Consider the following 13,898-nt stretch of genomic DNA (forward strand, 5'->3'; position numbering starts at 1 on the left):
TTTTGCCCAGCTCACTTAAATACTGGCCGTTTTTTATTAGCATGTACAGGCTATTTGGACTTTTTCTTAATCTCTTTTGAAGGAACTGATTGCGCCTTTTTTTCCTCTTTTGCTACTTCGTCCCTTAATTCCAATTCCTCTTTGGATGCTTTTAAATCAACATGAGGTGGCTGTGCATCAGTAGAATCCAAAATCGAATCTTTATTAAATTTAGCATATTCCAGTTCTCCGTTGAGTACTTTTTGGATAGATAAAATATAAGCTTCATTTTTTTTCAATGCCGTTGTCAAGGAATCTGATTTTAAAGCTAATTCCGTAGCATCTCTTTTTAATTTAGAAGAGGAATATCCCGGAATAAATTCACGCAAAGGCGTAAAGGCTATGATAAAAGTGGTTATTAAAATTAATAAAATTGCACCTATGGAGGCCACCACAAAAACATTCATTAAGGTTAGTCTTAAAGAAAAAGTTTCTTCAAAAGTATCTTCATTCAAAATAACCAAGCGGTTTTTTGTGAATAATTTACTGTGGATTTTTTTTCTTTTTAATCTTTTTCCTGACATGTTTTTTCTTTATCATACAAATATAATAATTAATGTCAATGATAACACTTTGCAAGTACACTTAGAACTTAATTGAAAAAGGGATTTGTTTTAATAAATTTTTAACTCCCCAAAAACTAAATAATTATCTTAAAATGAGTTCCTATTAAGTTATTCTAATTATCTTTGTCGCCAGTTTTATTACAAATTTGCTTCGGCAATAAATCATATTCAATCATGGGAAGATTTGGAGTTACAGAAATCCTAGTTATTTTAGCAGTAGTTTTATTACTTTTTGGAGGTAAAAAAATTCCAGAATTAATGAAAGGTTTAGGAAGCGGAATTAAAGAATTCAAAAATGCCGCCAAAGAAGATCAGCCTGCTGATAAAAAAGAAGAAAGCGAAAACGAAAAAAAATAAAAAAAGTCCCGAGATTCGGGACTTTTTTTATGACTTTAAATAATCATTGTCAGCTGAATGCTTCAAATATTCAATTAAAATCAGCTTATAAAATTCTATTTATTTTTCTTACTTTATATTTTTTTTGAAAGATTTTACTTATTACATTTACGCTGAAAATTTTAACTTCTAAAAAATGAAAAAAATATTATTAGTAGTTGCTTTAGCTTCATTTGGTTTTACTAATGCACAAGTAAAAGAAAAAGGGGTAATTGAAATTACACCAAAAATTGGAACTTCAAGCTTTTCAGAATACAATGAAGAAAATAATTCTACTGAATTTAATTCAGGAGTAGAATTAGGAGCAACAGTTGATTATTATTTTAATAACAGATGGAGTTTGCGTTCTGGATTAATTTTTGATAAAATGGGAGGTAAATATGATGTTGGTGATCCTTTTTTATGGGAAGATCAATTAAATTATTTAAGTATTCCTGTCAATGCCAACTGGCACTTTGGTAGCACTAGAAAATGGAACTTAAATTTTGGATTAGCTCCTTCATTTTTAATGAGTGCAAAATTAAAAGAAAATGGATATACTAGTGATATTCCCAGTAGTGAAATAAAATCTTTCCAATTAGGTTTCACTTTTGGGATTGGTTATAAAATAGGAATTACCGAAAAATTTGGGATTTTAATAGATGCACAATGGTTTAATGGTTTAACAAATATTAATAAAACCAATAGTTCAGAAATAACAAATGGAGGTTATAGCTTTAATTTAGGTGGCGTTATTCAGCTATAAAAGATATAAACTAATCATATTACTAAAAAACCAGTTTCTTTATATTGAAACTGGTTTTTTTATGCTTTACAAAATCATCGTCAATTGAATTCGTTTTCTGTCCTCATCCACTTCGGTGACTTTTACTTCTACGTGTTGGTGCAATTTTACCACTTCATTTACATCCGAAACAAAACCGGCTTTGAGCTGGGAAATGTGAACCAGCCCGCTTTCTTTGATTCCGATATCTACAAAACAACCAAAATTAGTGATGTTATTGACAATTCCCGGGAGAATCATCCCTGATTTTACATCTTTGATCGATTTTACATTGGGATCAAATTCAAACACTTTGGCTGATTTTCTAGGATCTAATCCTGGTTTTTCGAGCTCTTTTATAATGTCTTTTAGAGTTAATAAACCTATTTCGGGCGTTACATAATTTTCTGCTTTTATTAAAGCCGTTCTCTCCTTGTTGGCAATCAAATCATCAACCGAAAGCTTTAAATCTTTGGCCATTTTTTCTACAATTCCATAGGCTTCGGGATGTACAGCGGAATTGTCCAACGGATTTTTGGCATTCGAAATTCGGATAAAAGCCGCTCCTTGCTGATAGGCTTTTTCGCCCAAACGAGGCACTTTTTTAAGCTGTTTTCTATTTTCAAATGGACCGTTTTCTGAACGGTAATTCACAATATTTTCGGCCAACTTCTCTCCTATTCCACTCACATAACTCAACAAATGTTTACTTGCTGTGTTGATATTAATTCCAACCGAGTTCACGCAACGAATCACCGTATTGTCTAATTCTTCTTTCAATTTATTCTGATCTACATCATGCTGGTATTGGCCTACGCCAATGGCTTTAGGATCAATTTTTACCAATTCGGCCAAAGGATCTGACAATCTTCGACCAATTGAAACCGAACCGCGAACGGTTACATCATAATTTGGAAATTCCTCTCTCGCAATCTTAGATGCCGAATAAACCGAGGCTCCAGCTTCAGAAACTATAAATACTTGCACTGGTTTATCAAAAGCAATTTTTTTGATAAAGAATTCCGTTTCTCTTGAAGCAGTTCCGTTTCCTATCGAAATCGCATCAATTTTATAAGAATTGACCATCGAACGGATTTTTTTCATTGCCATAGCGCTTTCATTTTGTGGCGCATGCGGATAAATGGTTTCATTGTACAACAAATCTCCTTTTTCATCCAGGCAAACCACTTTACAACCGGATCTAAAACCGGGATCAATCGCCAAAATTCGTTTTTCGCCCAAAGGCGGTGCTAATAAAAGCTGACCTAAATTATTGGCAAAAACCTGAATAGAATTGGCATCTGCTTTGGCTTTGGCTTCCTGCAAGGTTTCATTAGAAATTGCCGGATTTAACAATCGTTTGAAACTGTCTTCGATTGCCAATTGCACATGTGGTGTGGCCGGGCTTTGTCCTTTTAACACCAATTCATCAATAATATCATAAGCTTCGTCAATATCCACTTCGACCTTGAACTTGATAAAACCTTCATTTTCGGCGCGAAGCATTGCCAATAATCTGTGTGAAGGCGTTTTGGTCAAGGGTTCTGACCAATCAAAATATTGATTGAATTTTTGGGCCGCTTCTTCGTCTTTTTTGCTTTTTACAACCTTAGTTGTAATGGTTGCTTTACGTTCGTACAAACGACGCAATTGTTTGCGAACATAAATATTTTCGTTAATCCATTCGGCTATAATATCCCGAGCTCCTTGCAAAGCGGCGTCTTCATTAATAACATTTTTATTCAAATATTTCGTAGCTAAGAAATCAACATCGTCTTTTCCTTGCGCCATGATGATTTTTGCCAAAGGTTCTAAACCGTTTTCACGAGCCACATCGGCTTTTGTTTTTTTCTTCTTTTTGAAAGGCAGGTAAAAATCTTCAATTTCTTGTAAATCAAAACTTTGTTGGATTTTTTTCTCTAATTCTGGCGTTAATTGTTTTTGTTCTTCAATTGATTTGAGAATAGCTTCTTTACGTTTTACGATTACTTCATATTCTTTTTGAAGTTTAGCAATTTGCTCAATTTGAACTTCATCCAGATTTCCAGTTGTATCTTTTCGATAACGAGAAATAAACGGAATGGTGCAATCTTCTTGTAAAAGTTCAACTGTTTTTTGAATGTTTATAGCTGCTGTTGCAACCGCTTTTTTTATGAAATCTATATTTGTCATTCTAGTTTGTTATTTTTTTCCAAAGGATAAATTTAGTTTAATCCATATGCGAAAATACTATCTTTAACTTTTAATTAATCACCAATAATGATTTTATTCTACGTTTTTTTAGGACTTAATTTATTCACTTTTTTAATTATTGGCTACGACAAATATTTAGCCAAAAGAAATAAAAGAAGAATTCCAGAGAAAACACTTTTAAGCTTAGTCTTTTTTGGTGGGACAGTTGGTTCAGGATTAGGAATGCTGATTTTTAGACATAAAACAGCAAAAAGAAGCTATTTATTGAAGTTTTTTGGAATTGTTATATTTCAAATTGTAATTCTATATACTTTTTTTATACAGAAATAATTACTATAAAATAATAAGCTTTAAATTCAGTTAATAGAAAACAAAAAAGCCCGGTAAATTACCGAGCTCTAATCTTATTTGGTGCGAAGCACCTAGAATTTTTTAGCAAGAAATCTTGTCAACTCTATTTTGATGTCTTCCTCCTTCAAATGCAGTATTTAAAAAAGTTTCTACTATTTCAACTGCTTGTTGAATTGAAGTAAAACGAGCTGGAATACTAACAATGTTTGCATTATTATGTAATCTTGTCAACTCAGCAATTTCTTTTGTCCAACACAAACCTGCTCTTACTTTTTGATGTTTATTAACCGTCATAGCAATTCCGTTTCCGCTTCCGCAAATAACAATACCATAATCAGCCTTTCCTTCAGAAACATCTGTTGCAACCGGATGTGCAAAATCAGGATAATCTACGCTATCAGTTGTGTCAGTTCCATAATTAGTTACTTCGTGGCCTTTTTCTATTAACATTTCAACAATGGCTTTTTTATACTCCGGTCCTGCGTGATCGTTTCCTATTGAGATTTTCATTCTATATATATTAAGTTGTGTGCTGCAAATTTACCAAAAGATTATCGGATTTAATAAATGAAGGTTTTGTTTATTTGTTAAAAAATGAACAGTCTAAAATGACTCCATCTAAAATAATTCATAACTGTCTTATTATTAAAAAACTAGCTACTTATCAACATTTTTTAAAATTTATAAAACATTGGAAATCAATTGCTATTATATAATTTATTTGTTAAAATTTTGCATTGTTAATAGCAAAACCTAAATAACTGAAAATCAGTTAACTTTAAGTTAACATAAATTGTTCATAACTTGGGATAGAATTTTAGAAGTATTTTTTGCTTGTGTCGAAAAAATAAGTAATCCAAAACCCACTTTTAAAAACCTAATTTAGTTTGGTGAATTTTTAGAAAAGTTATCAATATTTAAAAATGGTTTATCAACAGAAATTTTAAAAAGACTTATTTACAATTTGAAAGCTTTTTAGTTTATCAACCGTTGTTAATTAAAATTCAAAAACGCTTTAAAATTAATTCTTTAGCTACAAATAACACTGTTGATAACTCTGAATAACATACTAAAACTTCATTTCAATGCTTTTCAAAATAAATTTATTGCCACTATTAACACACTATAATAACCATTAAAAAATTATTTAAATTTAAATTTTCTTTTTTTTGTATTATATATATGTTGACAACTTTGAAAGAATCAAACAATTTTTAAATTGTTACCGTATTTCATTTCTTGAAGAATTGTCTTGACAGTTTCAACGTCGTTAGGATGAATCTTGAGTTTGATTCCTCCCAAGGCAGTTGAGTACATGGGAACGATGGAGGACATTATTTCGTTTTCAAAATAATACTGCAGTCCTTCCTGATCCAATCGGTGTTTTAGAATTTCGATTTCATGGATGTAATCAAAAATAGCAATGGTTATAAAGGCTTCCATTTTTAGTGTTTTTATAAAGATACGACTATTCTTTAAAGTTATATTTTCTGTAAAACTTACTTCTTTTCTTTATAACTGCGCAACAATTTTGTAATTTCGAGCTTTAAGAAAAGATTTATGGGAAAAAGATTAAGAAAGCCGGTAAAAAAAGAGAAAGATTTCTCTGAAAAAATTATAAAAATATTATCGCAAAATGCCAATAAAGCATTCAATTATAAGCAAATAGGAGCAAAGTTAGAGCTCGACGATACCCAAAGCAGAAACCAGATTATCAAAGATTTGAAGATTTTGGCTGCACAAAAAAAAATTATTGAATCCGAACCCGGAAAATATTTAATAAAAGCAGTAAGCAAAGATTATTACGAAGGAAAAATTGATATGACAGGCCGTAAAACGGCTTATTTTGTTTGCGCTGATTTAGAAGAAGATGTTTTTATTCCGACCAATAATTTAAATCATGCTTTAGATAAAGATACCGTAAAAGTATATGTTTACAATCGCAGAAAGGGGAAAAGACCGGAAGGCGAAGTTATTGAAGTGATCGAAAGACATAAAACGGACTTTGTTGGAGTAATTGATATTCAGAAGAATTTTTCTTTTGTGTCAACAGCCAATCCAAAAATGTATACCGATATTTTTATTCCAAAAGACAAAATAGGCGAGGCAGAGCAAGGAGATGTGGTTTTGGTTCATATTGAAGATTGGCCTGCAAGAGCCGATAGTCCTTTTGGAAAAGTGATAAAAGTATTAGGAAAACCGGGAGAACATGATACTGAAATTCATGCTATTTTGGCCGAATATGGTTTGCCCGCTGAGTTTCCTATTGAAGTAGAAACTTTTGCACAAAAAATTGATACTTCGATTCAGGAAAGCGAGATTGCAAAGCGTCGTGATATGCGTGATACTTTGACATTTACTATTGACCCAAAAGATGCTAAGGATTTTGATGATGCCTTATCATTTAAAAAGTTAGAAAATGGAAATTACGAAATTGGTATTCATATTGCCGATGTTTCTTACTATCTGGAAGAAGGAACCATCTTAGATGATGAAGCTTATCAAAGAGCTACTTCGGTTTATCTTGTAGATAGGGTAGTACCCATGTTACCCGAAGTTTTATCCAATTTTGCCTGTTCATTGCGTCCAAATGAAGAAAAATATACCTTCTCGGCTGTATTTGAAATTACCGATAAATGTGAAGTTATCAACCAATGGTTTGGAAGAACCGTGATTTATTCCAATCAGCGATTTGCTTATGAAGAAGCGCAATACATCATCGAGACAAAAGACGATGTAATTCCGGAAGAAATTTCGATAACGGGATCTTCCTATAAAGTTTCGGAAGAAATTGTCTCTGCGACTCTAAAAATGGATGAATTAGCCAAGATTTTCAGACGAAAAAGAATGAATGAAGGAGCTATTTCTTTTGATAAAGTAGAAGTAAAATTCAACTTGAATGAAGAAGGAGAACCAGAAGGCGTTTATTTTAAAGTATCAAAAGATGCCAATCATTTGATTGAAGAATTCATGCTTTTGGCCAATAGAAAAGTGGCAGAATACATTGGAAAACAAAAGAAAACTTTTATTTATAGAATTCACGATGAACCCAATGAAGATAAATTAATCGCCATGCAAACGGTGATTGCTAAATTTGGTTATAAAATTGATTTTAGAAATAAAGGCGATATTTCCAAATCATTGAATGCTTTGATGGAAGAAGTAAACGGTAAAAAAGAGCAAAATCTAATTGATACTTTGGCCATTAGAAGTATGAGTAAGGCCAAATATTCTACGGATAATATTGGTCATTACGGATTGGCTTTTGATTATTATTCGCATTTTACTTCGCCAATTCGTCGTTATCCTGACGTTATGGTACACCGTTTGTTACAGTTTTATTTAGATGGAGCAAAGTCTGCTGATGAAGAGTTGTATGAAACGAAGTGTTTACATTGTTCCACAATGGAAGGTTTAGCTACAAATGCCGAACGTGATTCGATTAAATACATGCAGGTAAAATACATGCAAGATCATCAGGATCAGGAGTTTTTGGGTGTAATTTCGGGCGTGACCGAATGGGGAATTTATGTAGAAATCATTGAAAATAAATGTGAAGGTATGGTTCGTATTCGAGATATAAAAGATGATTATTATACTTTCGATGAAAAACAATATGCTTTGGTAGGAGCAACTTCAAACAAGTTATTACAATTAGGAGATGAAATTTTCGTTAAAGTTAAAAACGCTGATTTAGTTAAAAAACAATTGGATTTTAATTTTTTGAGAAGAATAGAAGAAACAATAAAATAAAAATAGTAGAAAATGAAAAAAGTAGTAGTAGTTGCATTTGCAATCGTTTCACAAATTACATTTGCACAAGTAACTAAAAAAATAGGCGATTTTAATCAATTGAAAGTCTATGATAAATTAAAAGTTGAATTAATAGAATCTTCGGAGAATAAAGTAGTTATAAGCGGTAAAAGGGAAAATGAAGTAGAGGTAGTAAATAAAAATGGCGAATTAAAATTAAGAATGCCATTTCCTAAATTGTTATCCGGAGAAGATATAAGTATTAAATTGTATTTTAAAAGTATTGATGGAATTACGGCAAGCGAGGGTTCTTATATATCAAGCGATGCTGTTTTTAAACAAACAATTTTAGATTTAAGTGCAAAAGAAGGTTCAGAAATTTATTTAGAACTAGACACTCAAAAAGCGAATGTAAAAGCGGTGACTGGCGGAATCATTGAATTAATAGGGAAGGCTATAAATCAAGATGTAAGTATTATGTCAGGCGGAAGCTTAAGATCAAAAGGATTAAAGACTTCACAAACAACTATTACTGTTTCTGCTGGAGGAAATGCCGAAATTAATGCTTCAGTATTAGTTGATGCAAAAGTGAAAGCTGGAGGATCTATTTTTATTTATGGAAAACCGAAACAAATCAATCAACAAACAATTTTAGGCGGAACAATTATAGAAAAAGAATAAAAATTATGTAATTTTATTCTAACAAAATTTGAATTTTTAATGATAAACGATATTTTATCTGGTATTCCTTGGGGAATATTTTTAAGTTTTATGATAGGTCCGGTTTTCTTTATTTTACTTGAAACAAGTATTATAAAGGGATTTAGAGCAGCTTTAGTTTTTGATTTAGGAGTTGTTTTAGGGGATATTATTTTTATTGCAATTGCTTATTTAGGGAGTTTTAGATTAATACAAAGTTTAAAAGACAAACCGGCACTTTTTATTTTTGGCGGAATATTGATGTTAGCTTATGGTGTAATTTCTTTTATAGGATTAAGAAAGGAAAAAAAAATAAACACTAAAGAGATCGATAGTGAAATTATCAAGAAAAATTACCTTAGTCTTTTTATAAAAGGTTTATTTTTAAACATCATTAATATTGGTGTTTTAGGTTTTTGGTTGGCAATTATTATATCGGTAGGACCAAAATTAGAGATGCAAACTTCCAGAATGTTTACTTTTTTTAGCACTGTAATCATTACATATTTATTGATCGATTGTCTTAAAATAGTATTAGCTAAACAGCTAAAAACTAAAATGACTCCTTCTAATATTTTAAAAATTAAAAAAGGAATCAGTATTGTTTTGATGGTTTTTGGAACTGTGTTGATCACTCAAGGTTGGTTTCCAAAAGAAAAAGAAATGGTGAAAAAAGCATTTGAAAAAATAGAATAATAATAGTTTACTTAAGTATATAAACCGCTCAATTTGAGCGGTTTTTTTATTTTTATCCGTTTTGTGTGGATTCGAGCTTATGTTTTATTTATTTTTTTATAAGAATATTGTGATAAAACATAGCTATAAACTTGTCATTCCGATGAAGGAGGAATCTCATCAAAATATTCACCTAACGGAGATTCCTCCTTCATCGGAATGACAGATTAAATATTGAATTTAGGTTCCTAAAAATTAGACATAAAAAAACCTCCAAATTGCTTTGAAGGTTTTGAGGTATCGTATGGATTCGAACTGTAGTTTATTTAATTTTTCTTAAAAATTAGACCTAAAAAAAACCTCCAAATTGCTTTGAAGGTTTTGAGGCATCGTGCGGATTCGAACCGCAGTAGGAGCTTTTGCAGAGCCCAGCCTAGCCACTCGGCCACGACGCCATTATTGAATGGATTGCAAAAGTACTTAAAAAGTTTAAAGTTTAAAAGCTTAAAGTTTAAAATTTTCAAAAAAACAATAAGTTTTATTTTTTCGAATCTAAGCTTTAACTTCTATATTCTTCCAATTCGATAGTAACTGCTTCAACATCACCTCCAATAGGAGGATTTAGTTTTGAAACACCAACGAGGATTCTGGAAACTGTAGGAATTTCATCAAAGATCCTTTTAATGATACGATGTGCGACATGTTCTAATAAATGGGAACGAATAGCCATTTCTTCCTCTACAATTTTATTCAAAAGCACATAATCAACCGTATCATGTAAATTATCTGATAAACAAGATTTTCTCAAATCGGTTTTAATTTCTAAGTCTACTGAATAATCAGAACCAATTTTTCCTTCTTCTAGTAAACATCCATGATAAGAATAAGTGCGGATATTTTTTAATTTTATAGTTCCCATTTTAGCGTATTTGTTAATTTGATGGTTCTTTTATTTGATAAAAGTACGAATAATTTCTTTTTTGGATTGCAATACTAAAATAAACAACTTAGTGATTAATCGTTTCCGCAACTATTTTGGTAACTTTGCTTCTTTAATACATGAATATGTCAACTGAAGAAAAATCACTCCATTTTATAGAACAAATTATTGAAGAAAACCTAGCAAAGGGTTTTTCTCAGGATCAATTACGTTTTCGTTTTCCGCCAGAACCTAATGGGTATTTACACATTGGCCATGCCAAATCTATTTGTTTGAATTTTGGTTTAGGATTGCGTTACAATGCGCCGGTAAATTTGCGTTTTGATGATACCAATCCTGCCAAAGAAGAGCAAGAATATGTAGATGCAATTAAAGAAGATTTGCAATGGTTGGGTTTTAATTGGGCCGAAGAACGCTATGCGTCTGATTATTTTCAACAATTGTATGATTGGGCTGTTGCGATGATTAAGAATGGAAAAGCCTATGTTGACAGTCAATCATCTGAAGATATGGCTGCTCAAAAAGGTACTCCTACGCAACCAGGTGTTGACGGACCTTATAGAAACCGTTCCATAGAAGAAAATTTGACTTTATTTGAAGGAATGAAAAACGGTGATTTTCCGGAAGGAAGTCACGTTTTACGTGCTAAAATTGACATGAAATCGACTAATATGTTGATGCGTGATCCATTGATGTATCGCATTTTGCACCGTCATCATCATAGAACCGGAAACGATTGGAAAATCTATCCAATGTATGATTTTGCACATGGTGAAAGTGATTATATAGAACAAATTTCGCATTCTATTTGTACGTTGGAATTTGTGATGCACAGAGAGTTATACAATTGGTTTTTAGACCAAATTTATGACGATAATAAAGTTAGACCACATCAATATGAATTTGCGCGTTTGAACTTGAATTATACCGTAATGAGCAAGCGAAAATTGTTGCAATTGGTTCAGGAAAATATAGTTAAAGGTTGGGATGATCCTAGAATGCCTACTATTTCCGGTTTGAGAAGAAGAGGATATACGGCTAATTCTATTCGTAAATTTTGCGAAATTATTGGTGTTGCCAAACGTGAAAATGTGATTGATGTTTCCCTTTTGGAATTCTGTCTTCGCGAAGATTTGAATAAAACAGCTCCAAGAGTTATGGCTGTTTTAGACCCAGTTAAGGTAATTATCACTAATTATCCTGAAGGAAAAGAAGAAGTTTTAGAAGCCGAAAACAACCAAGAAGACGATGCAGCCGGTTTTAGAGAAGTCCCTTTTTCCCGTGAATTATACATAGAAAGAGAAGACTTTTTAGAAGTGGCTCCGGCTAAATTCTTTCGTTTAAGCATAGGAAATGAGGTTCGTCTTAAAAATGGGTATATCATTAAAGGGGAAAGTGTTGTAAAAGATTCAGAAGGAAATATTACTGAAATTCATGTTACTTATGATGAAGACAGCCGAAGCGGGAGTGGGAGTGAAGCTTCTCAACGAAAAGTGGCCGGAACCTTGCATTGGGTTTCGATAAAACACGCCATTGAAGCCGAAGTTCGTTTGTACGATCGTTTGTTTATTGATGAAGCTCCGGACAGTCATAAGGAAAAAAACTTCTTGGAATTTATGAATTCCAATTCGCTTGAAATTGTTAAAGGTTTTGTAGAACCAAGTTTGGCAAATGTTAATTCAGGAGATAAGTTTCAATTTCAACGTTTGGGTTATTTTAATGTTGATAAAGATTCAACTCCTTCAAAATTAGTATTTAACAAGACTGTTGGACTTAAAGATGCTTGGGAAGAAAAGGGGAAGAAGGAAGCTAATTTATTGATGAATACGCAAAAAGAAATCAATAAATTTGTAAAAGAGAAAGACGAAACCAATGCGGCTGTATTATTAAAAAGTATTGTCGATAACATAGAAAGTATTGATAATTTTAGTTTAATAAATCAAACTGTTGTCAAAAATGTGAAGAATGACAATAATTCTTTATTGTTTGCAAATTTAATTTTGCAATATTCAGATAAAGTGCAGCCAAAGGATATCGAATTGGAATCTTTGACCAAATTGTATTCGATGTCTCTAAAAAGTCAATTGGCAGCGGTTAGAATTTCGGCTATTGAAAATTTAAAAAACGATGCAGTAAATTTTAATGATTTTAAAGTGCAATTGTCAGAATTAAAAAATACAGAGAAAAACGAAAAAGTTTTAATTTTTTTAAATGATTTACTGCTTTAGAATTTATTTTAAACTTATAGATTTTATCAATTAGAAAACACCTTTTTTAAGGTGTTTTTTTATTATAAGTATTTATGATTATTTTTTTATTTTTTATAATATTTATTGATTAAAATTAACCTTCATAAATTAATTTTAAGCCGATTTTATTTTCTTTTTGATACTTTGTATATCTTTTAGTTTTTACTTCATTAAAAGCTTTTATTTTAGTTTTTAGTATTAATAAAGCTACTTTAACTGCTTGTTAACACCGATATGTTAATAAAATGCTTAACTTTATAAATCTACTAACTCAAATTTAAATATCATGGCAAATAACGCAGGAAATATGTTAATAGCTCTTATTGGTGGAGCAGCTATCGGTGCAGGTTTAGGAATTTTGTTTGCTCCGGACAAGGGAACAAAAACAAGAGGAAAAATTAAGGATGGCTATAAAGACGCCAAGAAAGATTTGAAATGTAAGTACGATGAGCTGACGACTGAAATGAAACAAAAATTCAAAAATTCAAAATCAAATTTTGAAGAGAGTTATGAAGACCTGATTTCTGATGTAAGCCATAAAACGGAAGATGTAATTTCTTTTTTGGAAATTAAATTGGCTGAGTTGAAAGAACAAAATGCTAAACTTCAAAAATAAAAGCAGTTATTTATTATAATTGAAATTTAAAAATATAAATATGGCTTTTGAAGAGTTAAAGGAGAATACCGAGAATATTCAGGAACAATTAGAATCCTACATAGAAAACAATCTGTCCTATTATAAATTAAAGAGTTTCAAGGTGGCCATGAAATCCACTACGGCAATTTTTAAATTTGTATTGATTTTATTGTGTGTTTGTATGGTTTTATTATTTTGCTCCATAGCTTTGGCATTTGCAATAGGAAATTATTTAAACAGTTATGCTTATGGATTTGCAATAGTGGGAGGAATTTATTTGGTCTTGACCATTCTTTTATTTTTTGTTAGAGACAAAATTGTCGAAGGTCCCATTTTAGAGAAATTTTCAGAAATATTTTTTAACGATTAAATTATGGCAACTAAAAAATATTCATCCTATGCTCAGATTGATAGGGAACTTGAAATTTTAAAAATAGAAAAGGAAATCAGTTATCAAAAATTGGTCTTGAGTATTCAAGTAACAAAGGATAGTTTTGCTCCCAAAAACATTGCAAGAGGTCTTTTGGGATCTTTCAAAACTTCTTTAGAGGGTTCCTACGGGACGATATTAAATATTGCCATTCCATTTATACTTAAATGGATAACAAATAGAAAAAGAGGCTGTTAGGCCTCTTTT

The 13,898-nt window shown here is 31.3% G+C and carries 15 protein-coding genes and 1 tRNA gene; 10 read left to right on the forward strand and 6 right to left on the reverse strand.

The features are described 5' to 3' along the window. Positions 1 to 50 precede the first annotated feature (50 nt). Positions 51 to 563 (reverse strand): peptidase, encoded by a 513-nt coding sequence (locus LNP19_RS04155; RefSeq protein WP_230063553.1) that lies wholly within the window; start codon positions 561 to 563, stop codon positions 51 to 53. Positions 564 to 779: 216 nt separating this feature from the next. On the opposite strand from LNP19_RS04155, the gene tatA reads away from it, so the two are divergent. Continuing rightward, the gene (tatA, locus tag LNP19_RS04160; protein ID WP_072940420.1) at positions 780 to 962 is read left to right on the forward strand and encodes a twin-arginine translocase TatA/TatE family subunit; all 183 of its coding nucleotides are present in this window, start codon (positions 780 to 782) and stop codon (positions 960 to 962) included. Positions 963 to 1,137: 175 nt separating this feature from the next. Beyond that, on the forward strand, positions 1,138 to 1,746 hold the full coding sequence (locus tag LNP19_RS04165) for a porin family protein (protein WP_230063554.1): 609 nt from the start codon (positions 1,138 to 1,140) through the stop codon (positions 1,744 to 1,746). 66 nt (positions 1,747 to 1,812) lie between these two features. Here LNP19_RS04165 and LNP19_RS04170 read toward each other — a convergent pair whose 3' ends face one another. Continuing rightward, positions 1,813 to 3,936: a Tex family protein gene (locus tag LNP19_RS04170; RefSeq protein WP_230063555.1), complete on the reverse strand. Its 2,124-nt coding sequence runs from the start codon at positions 3,934 to 3,936 to the stop codon at positions 1,813 to 1,815. Between the two features lie 87 nt (positions 3,937 to 4,023). On the opposite strand from LNP19_RS04170, the gene LNP19_RS04175 reads away from it, so the two are divergent. Beyond that, a complete protein-coding gene (locus LNP19_RS04175; protein WP_230063556.1) occupies positions 4,024 to 4,287 on the forward strand; it encodes a DUF1294 domain-containing protein in 264 nt (87 codons plus the stop codon). Between the two features lie 102 nt (positions 4,288 to 4,389). Here the strand turns inward: LNP19_RS04175 and rpiB are convergent, their stop codons facing one another. Both rpiB and LNP19_RS04185 read right to left on the reverse strand, forming a co-directional pair. Further along, positions 4,390 to 4,818, reverse strand: a complete 429-nt coding sequence (gene rpiB / locus LNP19_RS04180; protein ID WP_230063557.1) for a ribose 5-phosphate isomerase B — start codon at positions 4,816 to 4,818, stop codon at positions 4,390 to 4,392. 693 nt (positions 4,819 to 5,511) lie between these two features. Then, the gene (locus LNP19_RS04185; RefSeq protein WP_072940402.1) at positions 5,512 to 5,751 is read right to left on the reverse strand and encodes a DUF2007 domain-containing protein; all 240 of its coding nucleotides are present in this window, start codon (positions 5,749 to 5,751) and stop codon (positions 5,512 to 5,514) included. A 117-nt stretch (positions 5,752 to 5,868) separates the two neighbouring features. On the opposite strand from LNP19_RS04185, the gene rnr reads away from it, so the two are divergent. From rnr to LNP19_RS04200, 3 genes are read left to right on the forward strand one after another with little or no spacing between them, the layout of a single operon-like run. Continuing rightward, positions 5,869 to 8,061: a ribonuclease R gene (gene rnr, locus LNP19_RS04190; protein WP_230063558.1), complete on the forward strand. Its 2,193-nt coding sequence runs from the start codon at positions 5,869 to 5,871 to the stop codon at positions 8,059 to 8,061. A gap of 12 nt (positions 8,062 to 8,073) precedes the next feature. Then, positions 8,074 to 8,742 carry a head GIN domain-containing protein gene (locus LNP19_RS04195; RefSeq protein WP_230063559.1) on the forward strand — a complete coding sequence of 223 codons (669 nt, stop codon included), beginning with the start codon at positions 8,074 to 8,076 and terminating at the stop codon, positions 8,740 to 8,742. A 39-nt stretch (positions 8,743 to 8,781) separates the two neighbouring features. Next, positions 8,782 to 9,456 (forward strand): LysE family translocator, encoded by a 675-nt coding sequence (locus LNP19_RS04200; RefSeq protein ID WP_230063560.1) that lies wholly within the window; start codon positions 8,782 to 8,784, stop codon positions 9,454 to 9,456. A gap of 363 nt (positions 9,457 to 9,819) precedes the next feature. On the opposite strand, the gene LNP19_RS04205 is transcribed toward LNP19_RS04200, so the two are convergent. Continuing rightward, positions 9,820 to 9,890, reverse strand: a tRNA-Cys gene (locus LNP19_RS04205). 104 nt (positions 9,891 to 9,994) lie between these two features. Next, the gene (gene folB, locus LNP19_RS04210) at positions 9,995 to 10,354 is read right to left on the reverse strand and encodes a dihydroneopterin aldolase (RefSeq protein ID WP_230063561.1); all 360 of its coding nucleotides are present in this window, start codon (positions 10,352 to 10,354) and stop codon (positions 9,995 to 9,997) included. A 146-nt stretch (positions 10,355 to 10,500) separates the two neighbouring features. On the opposite strand from folB, the gene LNP19_RS04215 reads away from it, so the two are divergent. The 4 genes from LNP19_RS04215 (at position 10,501) to LNP19_RS04230 (ending at position 13,889) form a co-directional block, all read left to right on the forward strand. After that, on the forward strand, positions 10,501 to 12,603 hold the full coding sequence (locus tag LNP19_RS04215) for a glutamine--tRNA ligase/YqeY domain fusion protein (protein ID WP_230063562.1): 2,103 nt from the start codon (positions 10,501 to 10,503) through the stop codon (positions 12,601 to 12,603). A gap of 307 nt (positions 12,604 to 12,910) precedes the next feature. After that, on the forward strand, positions 12,911 to 13,240 hold the full coding sequence (locus LNP19_RS04220; RefSeq protein ID WP_230063563.1) for a YtxH domain-containing protein: 330 nt from the start codon (positions 12,911 to 12,913) through the stop codon (positions 13,238 to 13,240). 40 nt (positions 13,241 to 13,280) lie between these two features. Continuing rightward, positions 13,281 to 13,631, forward strand: a complete 351-nt coding sequence (locus LNP19_RS04225) for a phage holin family protein (protein WP_230063564.1) — start codon at positions 13,281 to 13,283, stop codon at positions 13,629 to 13,631. 3 nt (positions 13,632 to 13,634) lie between these two features. Next, positions 13,635 to 13,889: a DUF6327 family protein gene (locus LNP19_RS04230; RefSeq protein WP_230063565.1), complete on the forward strand. Its 255-nt coding sequence runs from the start codon at positions 13,635 to 13,637 to the stop codon at positions 13,887 to 13,889. Positions 13,890 to 13,898 lie beyond the last annotated feature (9 nt).

The sequence above is a fragment of the Flavobacterium acetivorans genome (genome assembly GCF_020911885.1).
Lineage (GTDB): Bacteria > Bacteroidota > Bacteroidia > Flavobacteriales > Flavobacteriaceae > Flavobacterium > Flavobacterium acetivorans.